The following is a 14,894-nucleotide window of genomic DNA, read 5'->3' as shown; positions in this document are numbered from 1 at the left end:
TCCCTCTAAGCCGTGAACCAGTAACCACTCCACCCTACGTGAGCGCTGGGGCGCTCCCTTCGAGTCCAGTCGGAACATTCTCTCTAAGCCAAGAACCAGTAACCCCTCGGGCTTGCGCCCTCGGCGAGGCAAAGATTTTTGGTTCCTCGCGCGCTCGGAAAAACCGTCACCCCGCTGTATCGAGTCCAGTCGGGGGGCAACGAACCATTTTTCGCCCGCCGCCGTCGCCGAACTCCGACAGGTTCCCGCCGCCGGTGGGTACCAGCCTCCGGCCCTCTTAGCGCAGGTCGCGGGCAGTCTGTTTCTCAGCTCGCGGCTGAACCTCACCCCTCAAAAAGTCGAAAATACCCCAAGAGATGGCTGTAACCTCCGTTCAAACGGTCACGAACACTTGGAGTGAGGGGCTAAAATATAGGAGGTGGAGTGCGAATCAGAAGCCTCCAAACACGAGTCACGGAGAGGTGGTCATGACCACTACTACTAATCCCAAGGCACCCAAGGGGTTCTTTGCTGGCATCAGCGGGATTAAGTCCGGCGTCGCGAACATCATCGACGCTGGCAAAACCTTCAAGTCCCTCGGCCCCAGCCAGGTCAAGGACGAGATCCAGATTGCAAAGCACGAGCTGAAGACCAAGGGCATTGCCGTTGGTAAGGGCGCGGCTTTCTTCGGCGTTGCCGCCGTCTTCGGTCTCTTCCTCATCATCGCCCTGGTTGCCGCCGCAATCCTCGGTCTCGGCACCGTCATGCCGTACTGGGCATCGGCACTGATTTTTGCCCTCATCTTCCTGATCGTCGTGGCCATCTGCGCGCTGGTCGGCCTCAAGAAGGTCAAGGCGCAGCTGCCCTTCAAGCCCGAATCCGCAATCTTCGGTCTGCTCTTCGACCTCGGCGTGCTCAAGGAAGGCACCGCCATGTCCGCTGAGCGCCTGAAGAAGGAACAGGCAGAGCGTGCCGCCCAGAAGGCTAAGGAAGCCGAAGAGGCTGCAGAACGCGCACGTCAGGAAGCTGAAGAGCGCAAGGCACGCGGTGAGGAAGAGCCCAAGCCGCCGACCTTCGAAGAGCTCAAGCAGCGCACCGCAGAGCGCCGCCAGCACCTGGCCGCCCTGCGCGACGACCTGCAGTCCTACACCGGCGACGTTCAGGCCAACACCCAGCAGGCTCTGGACGCTCTCAAGGCAGTGCCCTCCGAGGTTGCCGCAGGTGCAGCAGCAACCGGCCGCGGCCTGGCAGAGAACGTGCGCAAGCCCGAGGTTCTGCAGGCTCGCTGGAAGTCCTTCGCAGCGCTGGGCGCATCCATCGCGACCGTCCTGCACTTCCTCAACCGCCTGGTCCGCCGCTAAGCGAATTACCGCCCACGCGCGACCACCGGTCGAGTAACAAACGCCCCGACAGGCCCCGCCCGTCGGGGCGTTGTCGTACCCGAGAAACCCGCAACCTGCCTCCGCGGGGGCGGTAGCTACCTTTTTGGGGCAATTCCCAGGGGTCAACCCGCCCCGCAGGTCGGATAACGCGGCGAGTCCCCGGTAGAATGGACAAATGTCGTGCACCACAGGATGCCCCCTCCGCGCGCGGCGACCACAGGCAGATACGGCACACAGGAACGGTTCCGGCGATAGCCGCCACCCAACCCAGTCACCGACACACTACACCCGATGAGGAGCCCCGTCATGGACCAGGCAAAGACGATTCTGATTGGCGCAGAGACCTACCCGCCGGATATTAACGGCGCGGCACAATTCGGGCACCGCCTCGCAAACGCCATGCTCAAGCGAGGCCACTCCGTGCACGTGGTGGCCGCCAGCCCCATCCCCGGCCCCAGCTACCGCACCGAGGTCGAGGGCGGCATCGTTGAGCACCGTCTACGCTCGCACCTGCCCCCGACCCACGAGACCAACCGCATCTGCGTGCCCTGGGAAATCTGGTCCGAGGTCGGCAAGATTCTTGACGAGGTCCGCCCGGACGCCGTGCACGTGCAGTGCCACTACATTATTGGTCGCGCCCTCATCTTCCAGGCGAAGCGCCGCGGTATCCGCGTTATCGCAACCAACCACTTCATGCCCGCCAACCTGGACCCGTTCCTGCCCTTCCCCGCACCCGTCAAGCGTCTGATTGACCGCTGCACCTGGAAGGACATGCGCTTCTGCTTCGCTCGTACCGCCGTGGTCACGACTCCCACCCAGATTGGTGCCGATGCAATGCGCGACCTGGGCCACTTTACCCACCCCGTCATGCCCGTCTCGAACGGTATCGAAATTAGCGACTACGAGCTGGCCGAGGGCACGGATATCGGCAAGGTCCCCGGCGAGCTGCGCATCGCCTTCGTGGGCCGCCTGGCCGAGGAGAAGAACGTGGACGTTCTCATCGAGGCCTTCTCGATGCTGCCCGACTCGTACGACCACGTGGTACTGGATATCTCCGGCGACGGCGAGCTGCGCGAGGCCCTCGAGCAGAAGGCGCATGACTGCGGCGTGGCCGACCGCGTGATTTTCCGCGGTTTCGTGCCCGACGATCAGTTGCCCGAGGTCTACCAGATGGCCGACATCTTCTGCCAGCCCGGCACCGCAGAGCTGCAGTCCCTGGTCTCGCTGGAAGCAATGAGCGCCTCCACCCCGGTGGTTCTCGCTAACGCCCTGGCCCTGCCCCACCTGGTCGAGCAGGGCGTCAACGGCTACCTCTTCGAGCCGAATAACGCGAAGGACCTGGCGGAGAAGCTGGAGGCAATCATCTCCCTGCCCGCTGAGGAGCGCGAGCAGATGGGCCGCGAATCTCGCCGCATCGTGGGATTCCACAGCGCAGAGAACACCTGGCGTACCTTCGAGGAGCTCTACGTGAGCGACGCGCCCTACGAGCGTTACCTGGCTTCCCGCCGCTAACGGTCCCGAACGGTTCAGGGCTCCCGGGGCGGCCCGTTCCCAGCCCGCTTCGTCGTGGTCGGCGAGCGGGGGAGCGGAGCGCCGAGGACCGGATCGCAATGTTTTTCACTCTGGGAGTGCCTTCGGGTACCCTAGATGATGGTGCGCTCGCGAGATAATAGGCGATGCCTGCACCGGATGGGGAGTTAGCTCAGCCGGTTAGAGCAGGGGACTCATAATCCCTTGGTCGCGGGTTCGAGCCCCGCACTCCCTACGGCCCCGTCCGTCGACTTCACCCACTTGTCGACGGGCGGGGCTTTCTGCGTCTGAGATATAGGATGCTCGTATCGGTAGGCGTTGAGGTGACCTCCCTAGTCATGCCCTAGGTTTAGATAAATGACCGCGCGGAGAGCGCACCTGCGGTTGATAGGGTACTGTGGAAGAGTCTCATGTAAAGAGAGACCGTGATTGCACCTTGGGTACGGAAGATACCGGTAGGCTCGCATCATTGACAGACACACCATACGAGAGGATCTCAATGTCAGAGAACACTCCCCACAACCCGCAGCAGGGCGATTCTGCCGCAGCGGGCTACGGCTACGATGCTGGAGCCCGACCCACGCAGGATGCTTCGCTGACGGGCCAGCCCGCGCAGGCAGCTCAGCCGGCGCAGCCCACCCAGCCGGCTCAGCAGGGTGCTCCCGCCCAGGGCGCGCAGCCTCAGCAGCCCGCCGGCCAGCCGATTCCGCCGGTCCAGGGCCAGGCCTACCCGGGTGCTCAGCCCGGTCAGCCCGCGCAGGCGGTCTACGCACCCGCCGCGCCGAACCCCTTCGTGACGGCTCTGCGTGCAAGCTGGGATGCGTTCCTGGAGGTCTTCGCCGGCAAGCCCGGCCCCGCACAGTCCCGTCTGGCCGCCTCCGGCCTGTGGGGTTGGGCTATCCCCAGCCTTCTGCAGGCCATTATCTCGGCGTTCTTCCTCACCCAGCTGTCGCTAGGCTTCGTGAAGTTCGCAGTGCGTGATGCCTACGCCCTGGTGGCTTACAAGATTACCTTCGGTCAGGTCTTCCTTGCCTTCCTGGTGTTCCTCGTGGTTTCTGCCGTGGTGCTGATTCTGCGCGGCGTGCAGATTCTGCTGACCGCACGCATCGGTAAGGCTCCGGCGAACTTCTCGTCCTCGATGCAGGTAGTGGCGGTTTCGTGTCTGCCCCTAATCCCCACGTACATTCTTCTGAGCCTGGTGGCTCTCTTCATGCGCGGTGTCAGCAGCAACGAGGGCTTCGGGTTCATCTTTGTGCTGCTGGGCCTGGTGATGTCCTTCGCAGTGTTCTCGGGTGAGGCACTCATCTACCTGGGTCTGAACCGTCTGGGCCGCTTCGCTAAGTCTCCGGTCATCATGCACGCGCTGCTGAGCACCGCGTGGGTGCTCGCCGTGATGGTTGTGTACTTCATTACCTTCCGCATGCTCAACTAAGGAAACCCGTATGCAGACTCTGACTTATTCCGTTCAGCGTGGCTCCCGCCAGCGCTGGATGCTCCTGGCCGTTCTGCTGACCATTGCGGCCCTGATTCTGAGCGCCTGCGGTGCGAAGATTGAGACCCAGCTTGGCCTCGAAAGCGCCGATAAGGGCGTTCGCACCATGCAGGTTTCCTTCGACCTCAAGGACAACCAGGACAAGATCAAGGGCGGCACCCAGGCTCTGGACGCCTCCCTCCGCAAGCACCTGCCTAGCGGCCTTGAGTACGGCGGTATCCAGTCCGAGGGCGACAAGGCCCGCGCGACCTTCACCCTACCCTTCTCGTCGATTGACGAGTACCGCTCCAAGGTGGCCAGCATCCTGAAGGCTTCCGGCACCGATACCGAACCGCAGATTAGCATCATCAACTCTAGCCAGGGCCTGGTGCAGGGCATCCAGGTGAAGGAGAACTTCACCTCGAAGGAGCTGCTGGGCTGGGTTCCGGAGGCCCTCGTGGTCGACGGTGTGATTGAGTCCTCGCGTAAGAGCAGCGTGTTCAGCAGCGACGGCGACACCACCGTGAAGTTCGGCGATAAGGAAGTGAAGAACTCCGGCGGTTCCACTATTTCCGCTAAGGACGTGCAGGACCGCGGCTTCAAGGGCGTTCTGATTCAGGCTTCCGAGAAGGATGGCGGCTACGATGTCGTGATTTCCTTCATCGCGAAGGAAATTATGAGCTCCGAGACTTCCTCTGCGGTCGACGCATTCCTGAACCAGGTCAAGCCCGACGGTGCTGAGCTGAAGAAGGGCCTGGACGCTTCCGAGGCAAAGAGCTACGCTCCCTCCGCTTCGACGAATGCCGCCAAGGAAGAGATTGGTCGCACCATGACCTTCCACGCCTCCTCCTCGCAGGACCTGAGCGATAAGATCAAGAAGGTGCTCGGCGCAAGCACCACCGACCTGACCTTCACTCGCGACGTGACCGAGGAATCCCACGTCTTCAAGGTTGAGAAGACCGTCTCCGGCACCCTGGACTGCTCCCTGCTGTGCTCCCCGGAGGGCTACGGCGTTGCCCTCTCGCTGAAGAACAGCGATGGTGACAGCTACAGCAGTGCATCTTCCAGCTCTTCGAGCTCCTCAAGCTCTTCGTCCAGCACCTCGAATAAGACGATGCCCACCTTCACCCTCGTCTCTTCGAAGACCGTGACGATGAAGAACGTGAAGATGGCGACCTCCCTGGGTCTGGACGGCTCGATGGAGGCACGCATCCTCTACTCCTTCCCCACGAGCGACATCGCCGGTGCTGAGCAGAAGCTCAAGGACTCCCTGGCCGGTGGCGGCGATGACGAGACCGAGGTTCGTCAGGACGGCGACTCCACCATCGTGAGCGTGAAGATTCGTGGCAAGGACCAGGACGAGTTCAACCAGCGTCTGGGCTCCTACCTGAACGGCTCGAAGATCACCGTGACTCGCGAGGGCGGTTACCACCCCTTCGGCTCCGACTACACGGTGCGCCCCGAGGTCAATCCGGCTTCGAAGATGGGTAGTAGCTACTACCAGGTTCCCTTCGAGTTCACCTTCAAGGCCCCGGCCTTCTCCTCGCTGGATCAGCAGAAGGTGCGCACCGCGAACCCCCGATACGTGGAGGCGGGCATTGAGTTCACCGTCAACGGCGGCGAGCTGAGCATGAAGAGCGATCGCGGCGTGTTCGCGACTCGCGACCTGCAGATCCCGGCTTCCGGTCTGAGCATGACCGACCTGATTGTGAACGGCATTATCCTGGCTCTGGTTCTGGCCGGCCTGATTCTGCTGTTCCTCTTCCGCAAGAAGATTGCGGCCGCCCGCGCGAAGGGCCGTGAGCGTCGTGAGGCAACCGCCGCCGCTTACGCTGCGACCGCTCCCGCCGCGGCCGGTGCTGCTGGCGCAGCCTATGGCGCTGCTCAGGGTTACGCCGCTCCTGCTCAGGGTGCTCCGGCTCAGGATGCATACCAGCAGCAGGCGGCCTACCCGGCACAGGGAGGCTACCAGCCGCAGCAGGGTGCCGCTTACGCTGCCGGGGACGACTCGCCCACGCAGGTCTTCAGCCCCCAGACCGTAGCACAGCCCGGTGCAGCCCAGCCCGGTGCAGCACAGTCCGGTGCGGCCCAGCCCGTGCAGGGCGAGGCTGACCCGACGGTTGCCATGCCCGCTCAGGCTCCCGCTCAGGATGCTCCGCAGCAGCCTGCTCAGCCGCAGTACGGTCAGCAGCAGCCTGCTCAGCCGACTCAGTTCGGCGATACTGACGGCGATGTGCTCCAGTAGGTAGCGACCAACCTCCGGACGTAGCTCCCCACCGGGAGCGTAGTTCAGTGCGAGGTTTGTGGCCCGTTGTCTCCCAAAGGGAGGCGACGGGCCATCGCTGTATCCAGCTGCCTGCGGGAGTCTTTCAATCCCCAGAGGGGGAGAGCATCACCGCGGCCCGAGGCTAGTACCCGCCCGGTACCGGAAGCAAAATACTGGGATCTTGCGAACCCAGCAGGCTCATGGGGTTCACGTATTCGGCCTCGCGTCCGCTGCCGTCCCCGCGGGCACCTCCCTGACGCACGCCCCAGTACAGGCACGGGGCGGAGCATCGCCGGTAGGGGCGCTCGCCGTTCTCGCCAGTGCTCTCCGGGGCGGCAACGGTGCCGACGGCATCCCCGGCCGTTACCTCGGTGCCGACCGGGAGCGCCTCGTCCATGGGCTCGAAGGTGCTGCGCCGACCGTCCGGATGGGCAATGACCAGCACTTTTCGGTTGACGACCGTACCGCTGAACACCACTCTTCCCGGCGCCGGCGCGTAGACGTGCCGGTCGCGGTCGGGCACGGCCAGATCCACCCCGCGGTGCCCGGCGCTCCAGCGCTGGGCGGGTTTCTCGAAGGGGTGGATAACCCGCGGAGCGGAGTCCGCGGTGGGGGAGTGGTAGCGTGTGCGGCCGGCGACGAGCTCAACGGCGTGTGGATCTGCACTGCCCGCAGCGTGGGGGCCCGGCGCCTCCGTTACCGAGGCGGCAACAGCCTCGGCTACCTCAGCACCCGTTTCGTTCATATAGCTCTGGCTGCCCGCACCCAGCAGGCAGCAGGCCAGGAGGGCAAGGCATCGTAGCGCTCGCTCTAGGGTCTTCAATGCGGTCTTCATAGATTGAGCTCATCATGTATCCGATGGAGCCGCCACACCGCGTCGAGAAATGTGGATAAACCCGTCGGTTTCGGTAGAAAATCCTTGATCCACAGTGCCGCTCAACACAGCGGAACGGCCGGGAAGGGCGTTAAGCCTCTTCTTGCGGATTAATCGCAAAAAATACGGTACAATTTCGTATTGCAGTGCGCCTGCGCGGATATTCTCTCCCTCGAGGGGAGCCCGTGGGGCATCACTGACGACGCGCGGCGTGAGCGGCACCCCTAGAAAAGGGGGCCGATAAGGGACCTTCGGTCCACCCATCCGGGTGGTTAGGGCCTGAGCTGAACGGGCAACCGTGAACGCTAATCGCCGCCAGGAGAAACTGATAACTACTATGCGCGCGTTGGGCTAGCCCGAATGGGAGGTCCGCGCGGCACCACAAAGGAGACGACATGCCCGTCGTAACTATGCGTGAAATGCTGGATTCCGGCGTTCACTTCGGTCACCAGACCCGCCGTTGGAACCCCAAGATGAAGCGCTTCATCCTGACCGAGCGCAACGGCATCTACATCATCGACCTGCAGCAGTCCCTCGCCTTCATCGACAAGGCATACGAGGCTGTTAAGTCGACCGTCGCACACGGTGGCAACATCCTGTTCGTCGGCACCAAGAAGCAGGCTCAGGAAGTTATCGCTGAGCAGGCAACCCGCGTGAACATGCCCTACGTGAACCACCGCTGGCTCGGTGGTATGCTGACCAACTTCAGCACCATCTCCAAGAGCATCGAGCGCATGAAGGAACTCGAGCAGATTGACTTCGACGATGTGGCAGGCTCTCGCTACACCAAGAAGGAACTGCTCCTGATGCGTCGCGAGTTCGAGAAGCTCGAGAAGACCCTCGGCGGTATCCGCAACCTGACCAAGGTTCCCTCCCTCCTGTGGGTCGTTGACACCAAGAAGGAGCACCTGGCAGTTAACGAGGCTCAGAAGCTGGGCATCCCCGTTGTTGCTATCCTCGACACCAACTGCGACCCCGACGAAGTTGCTTTCCCGATCCCCGGTAACGACGACGCTATCCGCTCCGTCAACCTGCTGACCCGCGTGATTGCTGACGCTGTTGCAGCCGGCCTGATCGAGCGCAACGCTAAGAAGAACGGCAAGACCGAAGCAGCTGAGGAGCCCATGGCAGCTTGGGAGCGCGAGCTCCTGGAGCAGCACGAGGCTGCAAAGGCTGAAGAGGCAGCTAAGTAAGCTTTCTTAGCCCACTAAGCTTTATGCTTTGTGGCCCCCGCCCGTGGGGACCACGTTCGGACGGCGCCCGCCCTGACCTGGGCGCGGCGCCGTCCGCCATAGTACCACCGGGAAATTTCCCGATTATTACAGCAACACAAGGAGTTCACAATGGCGAACTACACCGCAGCAGACATCAAGGCACTGCGCGAGAAGACCGGCGCAGGTATGCTCGACGTCAAGAAGGCTCTGGACGAGGCAAACGGCGACCAGCAGAAGGCTGCCGAGATCATCCGCGTTAAGGGTCTGAAGGGCATCACCAAGCGCGAGGGCCGCGCAACCGCTGAGGGCCTGGTGGCTGCACGCGTCGAGAACGGCGTTGGCTACATGGTTGAGGTCAACTCCGAGACCGACTTCGTGGCAAAGTCCGACCCCTTCATCGCTTTCGGCCAGAACGTGCTCGAGGCCGCTATTGCCGCAGACGCTTCCACCCTGGAAGAGCTGAAGGCTGCAACCTACGAGGGCAAGACCGTTGAGGAGCTGACCACCGACGCCGGCGCACTGCTGGGCGAGAAGATCGTTGTCCGCCGCATTGCACGCGTTGAGGGCGAGAACGTTGCAGTGTACCTGCACAAGACCTCCAAGGACCTGCCCGCACAGGTTGGCGTTCTGCTGGCTGTCTCCGGTGAGAACACCGACGAGATTGCACACGACGTTGCAGTCCACATTGCTGCAATGAGCCCCAAGTACCTGGACTCCGAGTCCATCCCCGCCGATCAGGTTGAGACCGAGAAGCGCGTTGCTCGCGAGACCGCAATCGCTGAGGGCAAGCCCGAGAAGATTCTGGACAAGATCGTTGAGGGTCGCCTGAAGGGCTTCTTCAAGGAGAACACCCTGCTGGATCAGGACTTCGCAAAGGACTCCAAGAAGTCTGTTGCACAGGTCCTGTCCGAGGCTGGCGCAACCGCAACCGCATTCGCACGTTTCCGCGTGGGTGCATAAGGAACGACCGCACGTTCTGCGTCTAAACCGATTCGCTTCGATAAGGGGCGAAAACTGAGGTTTGGATTATAGCGTTGAGCCGGGTAGTCACCAGTGGTGGCTACCCGGCTTTGCTGTATCCTTGATAGGGACCGGGCGGCCTAAACCCGCCCACATAACTCTTCGAATAAAAGCCACTGGAGGAACCATGACTGAAGCGAATCCCCGCCCGATGCACCGTGATGATACCGGCCGCCGCCGCGTGCTGCTCAAGCTCTCCGGTGAGGTTTTTGGCGGCGGTGAAGTTGGCATCTCTACCGAGGTGGTTCGCAGCATCGCCAAGCAGATCGCCGCAACCGTCGGCGAGGTCGAGACCTCCATCGTGATCGGCGGCGGCAACTTCTTCCGTGGCGCAGAGCTCTCGCAGGCCGGTATGGACCGCTCCCGCGCGGACTACATGGGCATGCTCGGCACCGTCATGAACTCCCTGGCCCTGCAGGACTTCCTGGAGCAGGAGGGCATTGACACCCGCGTTCAGTCCGCCATCACCATGCCGCAGGTTGCAGAGACCTACATTCCTCGCCGCGCCATCCGCCACATGCAGAAGGACCGCGTCGTGATTTTCGGTGCCGGTGCGGGTCTGCCCTACTTCTCCACCGACACCGTGGCCGCCCAGCGCGCCCTGGAAATCCACGCCGACGAGGTGCTGGTCGCCAAGAACGGTGTGGACGGCATCTACACCGCTGACCCCAACAAGGACCCCAACGCTGAGCGCCTGTACAACCTCACCTACGACGAGGCAATGCAGCGCAACATCCGCGTGCTGGACCAGACCGCGTTCTCCCTGTGCCGCGACAACAACGTGACGATGCGCGTGTTCGGCATGCAGGGCGAGGGCAACGTGACCCGCGCAATCCTGGGCGAGAAGATGGGTACCCTCGTCACCCGCTAGGGGCGCATCCGACCCGCCAAACCGCGCTTTCGGGCGCGCAATAACGTCACGGTACCGAGCGGGTAGAGCCTAACTCGCCCTGCCCGCCGGTACCGTCTAAACTGATAGAAACCACGGCGTTCACCATCTTTCGTACGTGTTCATGCCTCCTCCGCATATTTGGGGTCTGACGCCCCGGAGTGCGTGCGGCAGAGAAACGGGAGGGTGAGGAACGCGCCCCACCGACAATTCTGCACACCAGAATTACGACTAAGGAGATCCTTCCGTGATCGAAGAAATCCTTGCCGAAGCCGGCGAGAAGATGGAAAAGACCATCGAAGCAACCAAGACCGAGTTCGCAAAGGTCCGCACCGGCCGCGTGAACCCCGCCATCTTCAGCGGCCTGACCGCCGAGTACTACGGCGCTCCCACCCCTCTGCAGCAGCTGGTGTCCTTCAACGTTGAAGACGCACGCACCGTCAAGATTGTTCCCTTCGACGTGACCGCCCTGGCCGCCATCGAGAAGGCACTGCGCGACTCCGACCTGGGCGTTAACCCCAGCAACGACGGCGCCGCAATCCGCGTGGTCATGCCCGAAATGACCGCCGAGCGCCGCAAGGAGTACACCAAGCTCGTCAACCAGAAGGCTGAGGAGGCACGCATCTCGATCCGTAACGTGCGCCGCCACGCCAAGACCTCCATCGACAAGCTCGTCAAGGACAGCGAGATCGGTGAGGACGAGGGCGCACGCGCCGAGAAGGATCTGGACGCTCTGACCAAGAAGCACGTCGAGCAGATCGACGCTCTGTACAAGCACAAGGAAGCCGAGCTCCTCGAGGTCTAAATCCTCATCACGACACGCAACGAAGCGAAGGAAGGGACAGCAGCGCACGCCGCTCTGCCCCGCCAACCGGGGACAGAGAATGAACACTACTTCTGAGAATGCTAAGCCCGCCTCCAAGGCAGGCCGCAACCTACCCGCCGCCATTGGCGTGGGTGTGAGCTTCGGCCTCGTCCTGGTGCTGGGCCTTTTCATCCAGCCGGTCCTGGTGGCCTTTGCCGCCGTGGCCGCCGGGATAGGCGTCTGGGAAGTGACTACGGTCCTCAACACCCGCCGCGGCTACGGCATCCCCGCCGTCCCGCTGGGGATCCTCTCAACGGTGTCGGTGGCCTGCGGTTACGCCGCGGGATTCGGCGGGCTGTGGCTTGCGGTGGGCGTGACCCTGCTGCTGCTTCTGCTGGCTTCGTATGCTCCTCGGGCCGACCGCAGGGTGTCGCCGCTGAGGTCCTGGGCCGGCGGCCTGCTGGCCGTGCTGTGGATTCCCCTCATGCTGGGTACCGCGATGGTGTACTTCCGGAGCGAGCACGGCGTGCAGGGAATCCTCATGATCCTGCTCATGGCCATCAGCAACGACACCTTCGGCTACATCGCCGGCGTGAACTGGGGCAAGCACCCCATGGCGCCGCGAATTTCGCCGAAGAAGAGCTGGGAGGGCCTGACCGGTTCCTTCGTCGGCTCGGCCCTGGTCGCTTCCATCGCTTTTGCCGTGATGGGTTCGCCCTGGTTCTGGGGTATTCCCTTCGCCGCGGTGATGGTGATTGCCTCCACCGCCGGCGACCTGGTGGAATCCGTCTTCAAGCGCCGCATGGGTGTGAAGGACATGTCGAATATCCTACCCGGCCACGGCGGCATGATGGACCGCCTCGACTCGGTTCTGTTCGCGGCCGCCGCCGGCTGCCTCATCTTCGCCTTCGTGATGCCCCTCTAAGGGCGTGACGTTTAGCGGGGTGTTTCTCTCCCACAGCGGGGGAGGGGCACCCCGCTTTGCGTGCCGGAAGGCTCGTACCGGGCCCCGCGCGTCCGGGCGGTCTGGGTAGGCGTTGGCACGCGCGGCGGCGGATGCACGGTGTGCATCTGAGACATGGCCCGCAGGTTCTTGCACGATGCGGCCTCGACGTTGGTATTCTTAAAGCTCAATCGTTGAGAGGAGTCACCTTGGCCAGCACCACCCGCGGAGGCGGATTTGCCCGCGCCGGAGAAACCGACCCCGGCTACAAGCGCAGCGAAGTAGACCGCCTCTTCACCCGCCTCGCCGAGGACTACGAAAAGCTCAGCGGAGCAGCCGAGCTCCCCGAAGATCTCTACACCTCCCGACGGATTCGTCAGGTCATCTTCCGCGAGGAGCCCGGCGGCTATAAGCTCGACGTGGTTGATCGCGCCCTCGAAAAGATTGAGGAGCGCTTCGCCAAGCTCGAGCGCAGCCGCTACATCGAGGCGTACGGCCTGGACAACTGGGAACGCTCCCTCGTGGAGACCGGTGAGCTGCTCGCCGGCCGCCTGGAGCGTCCCGCCGGTGAGCGTTTCCGCCGCCCCAGCAAGCGCCGCTACATGGGCTACTTCGTTGGCGATGTGGACGCCGTCTGCGACCACGTGTACGCCCAGCTCAACAGCGAAGAGCCCCTCGACCCTTCGGTCGTGCGCCACGCGATGTTCCGCCCGGCATCGGGCACCGTCAGCTACGACGAGACGCAGGTGGACGCCTTCTTGGACCGCTGCATTGAGCTGCTGCAGGACCTGCTCTAAAACGTATGTGTTGAATCCCCCGCCCCGGACGACAGGGCGGGGGATTATTCTATGCTGAGATCTCTTCTACGCGGAAGGGTCTATGCGGAGACGAGCCAGCGTGCCGCAGCGAAGCCGCGAGCTCGTGAGACACTAGAACCATGAAGTTTGGATCCTCAGAACACGTCGGCGGCAGCCGCGACCGCCTCACCGACGCCCTCACAGAACTCACCCGCACACCGCAGCGCGTCACCCTCCTCGGCTCGACCGGCTCCATCGGCACCCAAGCCATGGAGGTCATCGACCATCTCGCCGCGCTCAAGGGCACCAGCGCCTCCGCAGCCGACGCACCGCTGAAGGTCGTCGCCCTTTCGGCGGGTTCCCGCTCCCTCGAACTGCTCGCACGCCAGGCAGTGCACGTGCGCGCCGAGCTGGTCGCCACCAGCGGCACCGCCGAAGACGCGCAGCGCCTCCGCGAACTCATCGAGGCAGCAGCCTCCGAAGCCGGCGTCACCGGCTACACCCCGCAGATCGCTCACGGCGCCGAAGCATCCGTACAGGCGGCAGCGCACCCGGCAGACACCGTCCTGAACGGCATCACCGGCTCCATCGGCCTGGAACCGACCCTCACCGCCCTCAACAGTGGCTACCGCGTGGCGCTCGCCAACAAGGAATCCCTCATCGCAGGCGGCCCGCTCGTACGCGCCGCCGTGGACGCCTCGCCCCTGGATATTCCCATGGTGCCCGTCGACTCCGAACACTCCGCCATCGCCCAGGCGCTCGCCTCCGGAACCGACGCAGAAATCGACCGACTCATCCTCACCGCATCGGGTGGCCCGTTCCGCGGCTACAAGCGTGAACAGCTGCACGACGTGACCCCCGCGCAGGCGCTCGCACACCCCACCTGGGACATGGGCCTGGTCGTCACCACCAACTCGGCAACCATGGTCAACAAGGCACTCGAAGTGCTTGAGGCACACCACCTGTTCGGCGTGGACCTGGACCGTATCGACGTGGCGGTTCACCCGCAGTCCATCGTGCACTCCATGGTGCAGTTCGTGGACGGCTCGACCATTGCGCAGGCGTCCCCGCCGAGCATGGTTCTGCCCATCGCGCTGGGTCTGACCTGGCCGCACCGCATCCCCGGCGCGGTGCCCGCATGCGACTGGTCGAAGGCTGCATCCTGGACTTTTGAGCCGCTGGACGAGGAAGCATTCCCCGCCGTGCGCATGATCAAGGAAGCCGGCAAGATTGGCGGCACCCACCCGGCAGTGTTCAACGCCGCCAATGAGGAAGCCGTGGCGGCATTCCACGCGGGCGCGATTCGCTTTACCGACATTGTCGATTCGGTGGCACGCGTGCTGGAGGAGCACACCGGCAGCGCCGAGGCTGTCTCCGACGCTGACCTGACGCTGGAGGCGGTGCTGAACGCGGAGCGTTGGGCTCGCGTTCGCGCGAATGAGCTGCTGGGCATGACCGGCAACTAACCGGTTCTGGGGCGGTATTCGCATTTCTATGGGATGCGGCGTGGAGGGGCTGGTGTTCGTCCTCGTTCCTACAGGGGCACCCGCCCTCGCTTCGCTTCGGGCACCCTGATGTCACTTCGGACGACACCGCCCCTCCACCCGCACGCTAGGCTACCCGAGGTGGCGCGCCGTGTTTTCCGGATGCGCCCTCAGGGTGTCACACGGACGCTCTCCGATGCGGAGCGAGGAGAGGGCGGAGCGTCCGGGTGACGGGTGCCC

12 protein-coding genes and 1 tRNA gene are annotated in these 14,894 nt (G+C 63.5%); 12 read left to right on the top strand and 1 reads right to left on the bottom strand.

Annotated features, from left to right (window positions below):
• Positions 1-467: 467 nt before the first annotated feature.
• From HMPREF2630_RS00575 to HMPREF2630_RS00555, 5 genes are all read left to right on the top strand, one after another.
• Positions 468-1,340, top strand: a complete 873-nt coding sequence (locus tag HMPREF2630_RS00575; RefSeq protein WP_049344352.1) for a phage holin family protein — start codon at positions 468-470, stop codon at positions 1,338-1,340.
• 327 nt (positions 1,341-1,667) lie between these two features.
• Positions 1,668-2,873 carry a glycosyltransferase gene (locus HMPREF2630_RS00570; protein WP_049344355.1) on the top strand — a complete coding sequence of 402 codons (1,206 nt, stop codon included), beginning with the start codon at positions 1,668-1,670 and terminating at the stop codon, positions 2,871-2,873.
• Positions 2,874-3,052: 179 nt separating this feature from the next.
• A tRNA-Ile gene (locus HMPREF2630_RS00565) sits at positions 3,053-3,126 on the top strand.
• Between the two features lie 264 nt (positions 3,127-3,390).
• Complete coding sequence (locus HMPREF2630_RS00560; RefSeq protein ID WP_049344357.1) at positions 3,391-4,323, top strand: hypothetical protein; 933 nt, start codon at positions 3,391-3,393, stop codon at positions 4,321-4,323.
• A 10-nt stretch (positions 4,324-4,333) separates the two neighbouring features.
• The gene (locus tag HMPREF2630_RS00555; protein ID WP_049344359.1) at positions 4,334-6,607 is read left to right on the top strand and encodes a proline-rich domain-containing protein; all 2,274 of its coding nucleotides are present in this window, start codon (positions 4,334-4,336) and stop codon (positions 6,605-6,607) included.
• A gap of 163 nt (positions 6,608-6,770) precedes the next feature.
• Here HMPREF2630_RS00555 and HMPREF2630_RS00550 read toward each other — a convergent pair whose 3' ends face one another.
• Positions 6,771-7,373, bottom strand: coding sequence for a M23 family metallopeptidase (locus HMPREF2630_RS00550; RefSeq protein WP_080978766.1), 603 nt, complete (start codon positions 7,371-7,373; stop codon positions 6,771-6,773).
• 524 nt (positions 7,374-7,897) lie between these two features.
• Here HMPREF2630_RS00550 and rpsB point away from each other — a divergent pair.
• The 7 genes from rpsB to dxr all read left to right on the top strand — a co-directional run bounded on the left by rpsB (position 7,898) and on the right by dxr (position 14,636).
• Entirely contained in the window at positions 7,898-8,695 is a 798-nt protein-coding gene (gene rpsB, locus HMPREF2630_RS00545) for a 30S ribosomal protein S2 (protein ID WP_049332822.1), read from the top strand.
• A 150-nt stretch (positions 8,696-8,845) separates the two neighbouring features.
• The gene (tsf, locus tag HMPREF2630_RS00540) at positions 8,846-9,676 is read left to right on the top strand and encodes a translation elongation factor Ts (protein WP_049332821.1); all 831 of its coding nucleotides are present in this window, start codon (positions 8,846-8,848) and stop codon (positions 9,674-9,676) included.
• Between the two features lie 187 nt (positions 9,677-9,863).
• Positions 9,864-10,607, top strand: coding sequence for a UMP kinase (gene pyrH / locus HMPREF2630_RS00535; protein ID WP_049332819.1), 744 nt, complete (start codon positions 9,864-9,866; stop codon positions 10,605-10,607).
• Positions 10,608-10,872: 265 nt separating this feature from the next.
• Positions 10,873-11,430 carry a ribosome recycling factor gene (gene frr / locus HMPREF2630_RS00530; RefSeq protein ID WP_049332817.1) on the top strand — a complete coding sequence of 186 codons (558 nt, stop codon included), beginning with the start codon at positions 10,873-10,875 and terminating at the stop codon, positions 11,428-11,430.
• A gap of 79 nt (positions 11,431-11,509) precedes the next feature.
• Positions 11,510-12,355 carry a phosphatidate cytidylyltransferase gene (locus HMPREF2630_RS00525; RefSeq protein WP_049344361.1) on the top strand — a complete coding sequence of 282 codons (846 nt, stop codon included), beginning with the start codon at positions 11,510-11,512 and terminating at the stop codon, positions 12,353-12,355.
• A 227-nt stretch (positions 12,356-12,582) separates the two neighbouring features.
• On the top strand, positions 12,583-13,170 hold the full coding sequence (locus HMPREF2630_RS00520; protein WP_070482833.1) for a cell division protein DivIVA: 588 nt from the start codon (positions 12,583-12,585) through the stop codon (positions 13,168-13,170).
• Between the two features lie 140 nt (positions 13,171-13,310).
• Positions 13,311-14,636: a 1-deoxy-D-xylulose-5-phosphate reductoisomerase gene (gene dxr / locus HMPREF2630_RS00515; protein WP_049344363.1), complete on the top strand. Its 1,326-nt coding sequence runs from the start codon at positions 13,311-13,313 to the stop codon at positions 14,634-14,636.
• Positions 14,637-14,894: the final 258 nt, after the last annotated feature.

Source organism: Rothia sp. HMSC072B03, assembly GCF_001809565.1.
Taxonomy (GTDB): Bacteria; Actinomycetota; Actinomycetes; order Actinomycetales; family Micrococcaceae; genus Rothia; species Rothia mucilaginosa_A.
This window is presented reverse-complemented; position numbering and strand designations above follow the sequence as displayed.

Bases quoted from the DNA above. Each gene is read 5' to 3' on its own strand.
- HMPREF2630_RS00570 (WP_049344355.1), top strand. From the start codon at position 1,668: ATGGACCAGGCAAAGACGATTCTGATTGGCGCAGAGACCTACCCGCCG.
- HMPREF2630_RS00575 (WP_049344352.1), top strand. From the start codon at position 468: ATGACCACTACTACTAATCCCAAGGCACCCAAGGGGTTCTTTGCTGGC.
- tsf (WP_049332821.1), top strand. From the start codon at position 8,846: ATGGCGAACTACACCGCAGCAGACATCAAGGCACTGCGCGAGAAGACC.
- pyrH (WP_049332819.1), top strand. From the start codon at position 9,864: ATGACTGAAGCGAATCCCCGCCCGATGCACCGTGATGATACCGGCCGC.
- HMPREF2630_RS00550 (WP_080978766.1), bottom strand. From the start codon at position 7,373: ATGAACGAAACGGGTGCTGAGGTAGCCGAGGCTGTTGCCGCCTCGGTA.
- rpsB (WP_049332822.1), top strand. From the start codon at position 7,898: ATGCCCGTCGTAACTATGCGTGAAATGCTGGATTCCGGCGTTCACTTC.
- HMPREF2630_RS00560 (WP_049344357.1), top strand. From the start codon at position 3,391: ATGTCAGAGAACACTCCCCACAACCCGCAGCAGGGCGATTCTGCCGCA.
- HMPREF2630_RS00525 (WP_049344361.1), top strand. From the start codon at position 11,510: ATGAACACTACTTCTGAGAATGCTAAGCCCGCCTCCAAGGCAGGCCGC.
- HMPREF2630_RS00555 (WP_049344359.1), top strand. From the start codon at position 4,334: ATGCAGACTCTGACTTATTCCGTTCAGCGTGGCTCCCGCCAGCGCTGG.
- dxr (WP_049344363.1), top strand. From the start codon at position 13,311: ATGAAGTTTGGATCCTCAGAACACGTCGGCGGCAGCCGCGACCGCCTC.